This window comes from Kitasatospora sp. SC0581, from assembly GCF_048159585.1.
Lineage (GTDB): Bacteria > Actinomycetota > Actinomycetes > Streptomycetales > Streptomycetaceae > Kitasatospora.
On record NZ_JBLRWA010000303.1, the window covers coordinates 1 to 326 of the forward strand.

General features: G+C 46.0%; 1 protein-coding gene. It reads left to right on the top strand.

What is annotated here, in order from left to right; all coding sequences use genetic code 11:
• Nucleotides 1–326: hypothetical protein (locus tag ACLWS4_RS38195; protein WP_416876596.1), on the top strand; the 326-nt coding region annotated here is incomplete at both ends.

Here is a 326-nt window from a genome sequence, read left to right on the forward strand (position 1 = left end):
AAATTTTTAACCTTGGCGGCCCATTCGGCCAGGCATTTTTATGGTGGGGGATCGGGTCGCTGCCGATGGCCTATGTGCTGAAAGACAAATGGCTCTTCATTTTTGCCACAGTGCTTTTCCGTTTGTATTTGGATGCTGAAAATACCAGCATCGTGTACTTCGCTGTTCTCATCAACGCACTTTTGGCAGCATTCCTTTACTGGATAAATGAAAAAATGGTTGCTTCCCGGCTGCTGCTGTTTTTCGTAAACGCGCTTTCGATTGCTGTGCTGTCCGTATTTCTGTTTAAACTCAATGCGTTTTTCCCCGCATACGGACATTTGGCT